At 61.0% G+C, this 7,033-nt stretch carries 10 protein-coding genes; 6 read left to right on the top strand and 4 right to left on the bottom strand.

Going from position 1 to position 7,033, the window contains the following annotated elements; all coding sequences use genetic code 11:
* The 6 genes from NZ993_09855 to NZ993_09830 all read left to right on the top strand — a co-directional run.
* Nucleotides 1-156, top strand: a 156-nt coding sequence (locus NZ993_09855) for a flagellin (GenBank protein MCS7156091.1), incomplete at its 5' end; no start/stop codon positions are given.
* A 111-nt stretch (nt 157-267) separates the two neighbouring features.
* On the top strand, nt 268-576 hold the full coding sequence (locus tag NZ993_09850; GenBank protein ID MCS7156090.1) for a flagellar protein FliS: 309 nt from the start codon (nt 268-270) through the stop codon (nt 574-576).
* A gap of 4 nt (nt 577-580) precedes the next feature.
* Entirely contained in the window at nt 581-2,050 is a 1,470-nt protein-coding gene (gene fliD, locus NZ993_09845; protein MCS7156089.1) for a flagellar filament capping protein FliD, read from the top strand.
* Between the two features lie 21 nt (nt 2,051-2,071).
* Nucleotides 2,072-2,638 carry a flagellar protein FlaG gene (locus tag NZ993_09840; protein ID MCS7156088.1) on the top strand — a complete coding sequence of 189 codons (567 nt, stop codon included), beginning with the start codon at nt 2,072-2,074 and terminating at the stop codon, nt 2,636-2,638.
* Nucleotides 2,639-2,666: 28 nt separating this feature from the next.
* Nucleotides 2,667-2,828 (top strand): hypothetical protein, encoded by a 162-nt coding sequence (locus tag NZ993_09835; protein ID MCS7156087.1) that lies wholly within the window; start codon nt 2,667-2,669, stop codon nt 2,826-2,828.
* Between the two features lie 80 nt (nt 2,829-2,908).
* Complete coding sequence (locus NZ993_09830; GenBank protein ID MCS7156086.1) at nt 2,909-3,322, top strand: hypothetical protein; 414 nt, start codon at nt 2,909-2,911, stop codon at nt 3,320-3,322.
* Here the strand turns inward: NZ993_09830 and NZ993_09825 are convergent.
* The 4 genes from NZ993_09825 to NZ993_09810 form a co-directional block, all read right to left on the bottom strand.
* Nucleotides 3,319-4,791 (bottom strand): sigma-54 dependent transcriptional regulator, encoded by a 1,473-nt coding sequence (locus NZ993_09825; protein ID MCS7156085.1) that lies wholly within the window; start codon nt 4,789-4,791, stop codon nt 3,319-3,321. The two genes, NZ993_09830 and NZ993_09825, sit on opposite strands and share 4 nt — an antisense overlap.
* A gap of 76 nt (nt 4,792-4,867) precedes the next feature.
* Nucleotides 4,868-5,515: a hypothetical protein gene (locus NZ993_09820; GenBank protein ID MCS7156084.1), complete on the bottom strand. Its 648-nt coding sequence runs from the start codon at nt 5,513-5,515 to the stop codon at nt 4,868-4,870.
* Between the two features lie 19 nt (nt 5,516-5,534).
* Nucleotides 5,535-5,921: a response regulator gene (locus NZ993_09815; protein MCS7156083.1), complete on the bottom strand. Its 387-nt coding sequence runs from the start codon at nt 5,919-5,921 to the stop codon at nt 5,535-5,537.
* Nucleotides 5,922-5,940: 19 nt separating this feature from the next.
* On the bottom strand, nt 5,941-7,032 hold the full coding sequence (locus NZ993_09810; GenBank protein MCS7156082.1) for a chemotaxis response regulator protein-glutamate methylesterase: 1,092 nt from the start codon (nt 7,030-7,032) through the stop codon (nt 5,941-5,943).
* Between the last annotated feature and the right edge of the window lies 1 nt (nt 7,033).

The following is a 7,033-nucleotide window of genomic DNA, read 5'->3' as shown; positions in this document are numbered from 1 at the left end:
ACGAACACCGAGGGGGCGCGCAGCCGGGTCTTCGATGCGGACTTCGCCCGCGAGCAGCTGCGTGTGGCCAAGCTGCAGATCCTGCAGCAGACGGCCACGGTCGCCCTGGCGCAGGCCAACGCCAACCCACAGGCGGTGCTCTCGCTCTTCCGCTAAGCCATCGGAACGCCAGCGTGGAGGGGGATGGTGGAACATCCTCCCTCTCCTTTTTAGGTACACGACTTGAGGTTAGGAAAAAAGAGCTAGACCAAAGAGGGGATCTCTCCCATGCTCGCACAACAATACGCCCAGCAATACAAACAGCAGGAAATTCTGTCCGCTACTCCGGAAGAGTTGATCCTCAAGCTCTACGAGTTGGGTTTACAGGCCTGCGCCCGTCAGGACAGGGAGAAGCTGCGCGGCGTGCTGCGGGAGCTTATCAATAGCCTAGATTTCACCTACGCCGAGCAGGCACAGACGCTCTTCCATCTCTACATGTACTGCCTGCACCAAACCCATCAGGGCCGCTACGAGGCCGTGCGGGACATCCTAACCGAACTGCGCGAGACGTGGAGGACGCACGTGCTAGGGAAGTAGCGCTATGCTGATCAACAAGCTCTTGAACGACCCCTACGAGCAGTTGATCTCTAAGATCCTGCAATACGAAAGCACGCCCAAAAATCGGCTGCTGGAGCAGAAAAAACGTTTAGAAGCGCGCAAAAACGCCCTATCGGAGGTGCAGAGCCGTCTGGCGGCCTTGAAAAGACAGCTCGAACAGCTGCGCGATCCCCAAAACGTTGCCTTCCGGGCGATGACGGCGAACGCCTCGCAGCCGGATAAACTTAGGGTGAGCGCCTCCGAGCAGGCCGCCTCAGGCGTGTATGCGATCCGGATTGAACGTCTAGCGCGCGCCGATACGCGGCTGTCCCGGCCGTACGCGGCGACGGGCACGGAGCTGCGCGCCTTCTTTGACGCGCTTGGAGAACAAACCTTTTACCTGGAGCTAGCCCACCCAGACGAAACGGATCCAGAAAGACGCGTCCCAATCGCCGTCTCGATCCGAGCAGAAGGCCTGGATAACCGAAGCATCTTGCAGGAGATCGCGCAAGCCATACGCGACGCTCTAGAGCTGGCCGTCTCAGCAGGCCACCTGCGCAGCACGGAACGCCCTACGGTCTCCCTCGTGCAAGAACAGCCGGGGACGGTCCGGCTCATGCTCAGTAGCCCGCAGACGGGCTATCGGTATCGACTCGGTTTCGTGGATTCATCTGCCGGACTGCTTGGGGAGCTGCAGCTTGCGCGCAATGGGCAAGCTTCGAGCTCCATGGGTGGATACCTGGCTGAGCCGGGGGTGGATCCGAGTTCCTCGGCGTTGAATGCGGCCTTCAGCGTAAACGGCCTTACCTTTTACCGAGACGCCAATGTAGTCTCTGACGCCATAGAGGGGCTTACGTTCACGCTGCTGGCTCCTACGGCGGGGGAAGCCACTGTGACGGTGGGCTCGGACACGGCCGCCATGCGCCGAACGATCGAGGCCTTCCTCAAGGCTTACAACGAAGCGCTGGCCAGCCTGCGGAATCAAACCGCCGTCGACAGCAATCTCAAAACGCGCGGCCCGCTGGCCGGCGATAGCCTGATTGCGCAGCTGCTGCGAAACCTTCAGGAGCAAACCCTGGAGCAGATTCCAGGCAGGTACCAGAGGCTTTCTGCGCTCGGCATCACTCGCGGCCGAGACGGCTCGCTAAGCATTACAGACGGGGCCCGGCTTGCGCAGGCTCTAGAGCGTGACCCCGAAGCGGTGGGGGCGTTCTTTTCGACGCTGGCGGCTCGATTGGAAAACCAAGTGGAGGGGTACTGGAAGTCGGATGGCACCCTAAGGCAATTGCAAGAATCCGCCGACGCGCAGCTAAGCCGCACAAATAAACAACTATCGGACTTCGATACCCGCTTGAAGCTGCGCGAGACGCAACTGCGCCGGCAGTTTGCGCAGCTCAAGGAGGCTCTCTCACAAGCCGAATCGCAGCTGCTTTCCCTGCAAGCTTACGCGGCGCGGTTCTTTCGCACCCCATAGGACCCGCTTGGAGGACCGGCCATGGCCCATGTGAACCCCATTGAGCGGATGCCGTTTCCCCCGGAGCCGGCCTCGCCGGTACGCCCCGTAACGCCCTCGGCACCGGCGGCCTCCGATCGATCCCAGAACAGCCCACAGGCGGAGCTCCAAAACTTCTCCCACGGACGGGACTCTTTGAACCCCCAAGAGATCCTGGAGCTCTCGGACCTGGGCCTGCAGCTGCGCTACCTACAAGGATACCTGCGCGGCAAGGAGTCCGCCTTGCGCCCGCAGCGCCTTACGATTACCTTTCATGTGCATCCCGAGACGGGACGGATCATCACGCGGCTGCTCGATGCGGAGACCGGCGAGGTGATCCGCGAAGTGCCGCCGATGGAGTTTCTGGAGCTGGTGGAGTTTCTGGAGGCCTTCTTACGAAACCTGCAGGGCGATAGCCATGAGGGCTCTCGAGACCTTAACACACCTGGAGCAGCTTACGGAGCAGATCCTGCGCGCCTTGCAGGATCGCGACCTGGAGAACGTCTTGACGCTCTTGAAACGCCGAGAACACACGCTGGGACAGCTCTTAACCCAGCCTCCCCCCAGTGAAGCCGAATGGGAGACGGCACGTGCCCAGATGGAGCGCATCCTGCAAGGAGACATCCAAATGCGCACCCTGTTAGCGGCGCAGCTGGAGGAATGCGAGGGGGCACTGGCCGCCCTTCATCGATATGATCATGCCCAGGGTCGATACCATGAGCAACCCGCCTTGGCGGGGCGCTTGGATTGGGAGGGCTAATGATGGACATCCGACATATCTCACCCGACCCCCTATCCTCCGGTTCTTCCAACAGAACGCAAAATGCCCAAGCGGGCAAGGTGCGCGCCGCAGAAGCGGCACGCCCCGATGGCCTGGGGCATAGCAGAGCCGAAACCGAAGAGGCGGTGCGGCTTGAGATCCGATCCGGACAAGAACCCCAGGAGCGCAGCATTCAGTTCGCCCGCCAAGCCCTTCAGGCCCTCAACCGTGAGCATCGGGCGAATCTGGAGAAGATCCGGGCCCGCATGGAGACGGGGTTCTACAGCCGACCTGCATTCTTTCGGGAATTGGCCGAGCTGCTGATTCGGGGGCCGGAACAAGAAACGACCTCGATACAAGGGTCGTCTTCTGAGGATGCTACAGAAGCCTCTTCGATTGCGAAGCGTCTAGAAAGCGGCTACTACGACCGTCCGGAGGTGCGTCGCGCCTTGGCCGAGCGAATTTGGCGCCATCTGCGGCGCGAACCGCTCTAAAGCAGCCCTTGTTGACGGTACTGACGGAGCTTGTTTCGGATCGTGCGCGCGCTGATACCCAACATGGCCGCGGCGCGCTGCTGATTTTGATTGGCCTCTGCCAGGGCTTTTAGGATGAGCAGACGTTCCACTTCCTCCAGGGGTCTTAGAGGCACATCCGGCTCTAGAACCGTCGAAGCCGATACGGAGGAGGAGGGGCTTTCACGCCGAGACCAGGAGGCCTCGGGAGTAAGGCCACGGCGAAGGGACCGAAATAGGCTGCGATCGGAGAAGTACTCCGAGAAAACATCCTCCAGCTCAATACGCTCCCGTTCGGCTGACAGTAGCACCCCGCGGTGAATGAGGTTCTCCAGCTGCCGCACGTTGCCCGGCCAATCGTAGTGCAGAAGCGCCTCGATCAAGTTGGGGGCTAACTCTTTAGCGGGCAAATTATACAGCGAGGTGTACTTGCGCACAAAATGCCGAGCCAAAATCGGAATGTCCGAAGCCCGCTCCCGCAGAGGCGGTACAAGAATGGGGAAGACGCTTAACCGATGGTAGAGGTCCTCTCGGAAAAGCCCCTTGGCGATGCTCTCGTGGATGTCTCGGTTTGTGGTGGCGATCACCCGCACGTCGGCCTGAATGGGCTCGTGGCTGCCCACACGGGTAAATTCGCGCTCCTGCAGCACGCGCAAAAGCTTGGCCTGGATCGGCAGCTCGATTTCCGTGATCTCATCAAGGAGCAGCGTGCCCCCACGGGCCTGCTCGAAGGCCCCCGAGGCATCCTCGATAGCGCCGGTAAAGGCTCCCTTCTTGTGCCCGAAGAGGGTGCTCTCCACAAGCTCCCGAGGCAAGTTGGCGCAGTTAATCGCCACATAGGGCCCCTGCGCGCGCCGGCTGTGCGCGTGGATGAAACGCGCCAGGACCTCTTTGCCCGTGCCGCTTTCGCCCTGGATGAGCACCGGGGCGTCGTTCTGGGCAAGCTGGCGGGCCAATTCCCGCAGCTGTACCATCTTAGGGTGCTCCCCGACGAAAACAACCGTCTTGTCGGTCCGTATGCTACGCCGGCGCACGGACTCACGTTCTCGGGCCTCAGAGCCCCGAGCTCGCTCTTCCTGGGAAGCCTGGGCGAAGAAAGCCTGTACGCGCTCAACCAGGATGTCCGGCGGGAACGGCTTGGTGATGTAATCAAAAGCACCCAGCTGGGTACAGCGCACCGCGTTCTGAATCGTGCCATAGCCCGTGATGACGATCACCCCCGTGTCGGGTTCCATCTGGCGCACCTGACGCAGGATATCCTCACCGGTCAGGTTGGGCATCTTGTAGTCGGTGATCACCAAATCATAGGGCTGTCGCGCAAAGGCCTCCAGAGCCTGCTCCGGATCGATAAACGTATCCACCTCGAAGGCGTGCCGCGTGAGGAGTTTTTTCAAGTAGGTGCCCAGTAAGGGCTCGTCATCGATGACCAGAATCCGTCGCGTGCCCGCCATGCTCACCCGCGTCCCTCTAGGAACGAGGCCACCGGATGCAATTTAACCCGTCCGGCCCGCCTGCGCAACGCGGCGCTTAGGAGAACAGGGCGTCGATATCCGCCTGGGAGATCGTGACCTCGACCTTAGGTGCGGGTTTGCGTCCGCGTAGCGCCAAGATCTGCTCTAACTCCTCTTCTCTGATACCCATAGCGGCCATCAGGTTGTGTTTGAGCTGGGTGTCGATCTCCAGGCGTTGGAAGTTTTCAAAGAGCTCGATAAGCTGATTCTGCACGCGCGTGAGCACATCCCGTACAGCGGCGAGCTTCTGGGTCACGATATCGTGGAACTGCAGCGAAGTCATGATGTCCAGCGCCGCCATATAGGCCCGGTCTACGCGCTCGGCAAGCGGCTCCGACCCCTCTTCTGAGCGCAGCCCGGCTTGCAGCGTCTCCAGCTCCGCCAGGAGCTGCTCGGTGCGCTCCAGAATCCGGAACGTAGCATCGGAGGTCTTGGCGTGGATGGTCTCGATTTCGCTTGTGGCCTCAGGCATCCGCAGCGACCCCTCGAAAACGGAACGCGACAGATCGCTCATCAGAGGGGCCACTTCTTTGAGGAACACAAAGAGCTGCTCCAAAAAAGGCAGGATCTCTTGACCTAGACTAAAAAGGCGCCTCAGCTGTTCGATGCGCTCCAGGATCTGGCGTTGCTCACCCAGTCCGCTTATGGGCTTGGTGTGCTCCATGTGCGGTTCCTCCTTTGGGTTATCTTGTCACGGCCATTTTGGCCAGCACGGCCTTGATTTTCTCCTCCAGCACCTCGGGCGTAAACGGTTTGACGATGTAGTTATTTACCCCCGCTTTGACGGCCTCCAAAACCTCCTCGGTCATCCCCTTAGTGGTGATCATGATAATGGGCAGGTCTTTATGGGTGGGCGATTGCCGGATGGCCGTAACCAACTCTAGGCCGTTCATTTCGGGCATATTCCAGTCGGTGAGCACGAACTGGATTCCGCCCTTTTGGATGATCTCCCAGGCCTGCTGCCCATTTTCGGCCTCGACGTGGTTTCTGTACCCGATTCGGTCAAGTGTATTGCAGATGATCCGCCGCATAGTGGGCGAGTCATCCACGACCAGCACGGTGAGCTCCATAAGGGGGTCCTCCTTGTGTTTACACCGCAACCGTTCTGGGGGTATGGCTAAGCAGCTTGCGCACCGCTTGGGGGATGGCCTCCAGGGGTAACTGGACGTCCACGGCGCCGATTTCAAATGCGGCGCGGGGCATACCGTAGATAACCGAAGTCGCTTCGTCCTGGCCGATGATAAATGCCCCCCGATCGTGCATGGCCTTTAGGCCCAGCGCCCCGTCGTCTCCCATACCCGTTAAGATTACCCCAATAGCGCGCGGACCACAGGCTACGGCGATAGAGCTGGCCACCATGTTCACCGAGGGGCGGAAGGGCGAGGGATACGGCTCGTCGTGCAGGTGTACATAGAGCGCCCCCTCGCGCCGCACCAGGCGCATCTGACGTCCACCCGGCCCCACGTAGGCCCGGCCGGGCTCCAGCCGGTCGCCGTTTTCGGCTTCTTTGACCTCGAGCGCCGAAACGCTGTCGAGGCGTTTGGCTAGGCTCTGGGTAAAAAGCGGGGGCATGTGCTGCACCACCACCACGGGTACGGGCAGCGGTTCATGCCAAGCGGAGAAGATGCGCTGCAGCGCCATGGGCCCTCCCGTGGAGGCGCCAATGAGCACCACCTCGGGCCTTTCGGAGCTCTTAGCCGAAAACTCCGGGGCTTTAGCGGCTCCTCCTCCGGTGTGGCCCGGGACACGCATCGCCGTGCGCCCACAGTACCCTGAGGCTATATGGGCGATCTTGGTTCGGAGTTCGCGGCGCAGCCGGCCTATATCGGTCGCGCCGGGTCCGTGAGTCTTGGGGATGAAATCGACCGCCCCCAAGGCCAAAGCCTCTAGGGTGGCCTCGGCCCCCTCTTGCGTAAGGGAACTGATCACGATCACGGGCACCTCCAGGCCCGCGTCCCGGAGGGCACGCAACACGGCAAAGCCGTCCATTTCGGGCATTTCCAGGTCGAGCGTCACCAGGTTCGGCCGCAGGCGGAAGATCTTCTCCAGACCTTCGCGGCCGTTGACGGCCGTGTCGACGACCTCGATATTCGGCTCCTCGCTCAGTACCCGCCGAATGGCCTGTCGAATGAAAGCCGAATCGTCGACGATCAAGACCCGAATCGGTTCCTGGTGCGTCATA

This window comes from Bacteroidota bacterium (assembly GCA_025059945.1).
Classification (GTDB): domain Bacteria; phylum Bacteroidota; class Rhodothermia; order JANXDC01; family JANXDC01; genus JANXDC01.
The sequence above is the reverse complement of the archived record's forward strand: the minus strand, read 5'-3'. Positions and strand labels throughout refer to the sequence as shown.

Bases quoted from the DNA above. Each gene is read 5' to 3' on its own strand.
- NZ993_09850 (MCS7156090.1), top strand. From the start codon at position 268: ATGCTCGCACAACAATACGCCCAGCAATACAAACAGCAGGAAATTCTG.
- fliD (MCS7156089.1), top strand. From the start codon at position 581: ATGCTGATCAACAAGCTCTTGAACGACCCCTACGAGCAGTTGATCTCT.
- NZ993_09840 (MCS7156088.1), top strand. From the start codon at position 2,072: ATGGCCCATGTGAACCCCATTGAGCGGATGCCGTTTCCCCCGGAGCCG.
- NZ993_09835 (MCS7156087.1), top strand. From the start codon at position 2,667: ATGGAGCGCATCCTGCAAGGAGACATCCAAATGCGCACCCTGTTAGCG.
- NZ993_09825 (MCS7156085.1), bottom strand. From the start codon at position 4,791: ATGGCGGGCACGCGACGGATTCTGGTCATCGATGACGAGCCCTTACTG.
- NZ993_09820 (MCS7156084.1), bottom strand. From the start codon at position 5,515: ATGGAGCACACCAAGCCCATAAGCGGACTGGGTGAGCAACGCCAGATC.
- NZ993_09815 (MCS7156083.1), bottom strand. From the start codon at position 5,921: ATGGAGCTCACCGTGCTGGTCGTGGATGACTCGCCCACTATGCGGCGG.
- NZ993_09810 (MCS7156082.1), bottom strand. From the start codon at position 7,032: ATGACGCACCAGGAACCGATTCGGGTCTTGATCGTCGACGATTCGGCT.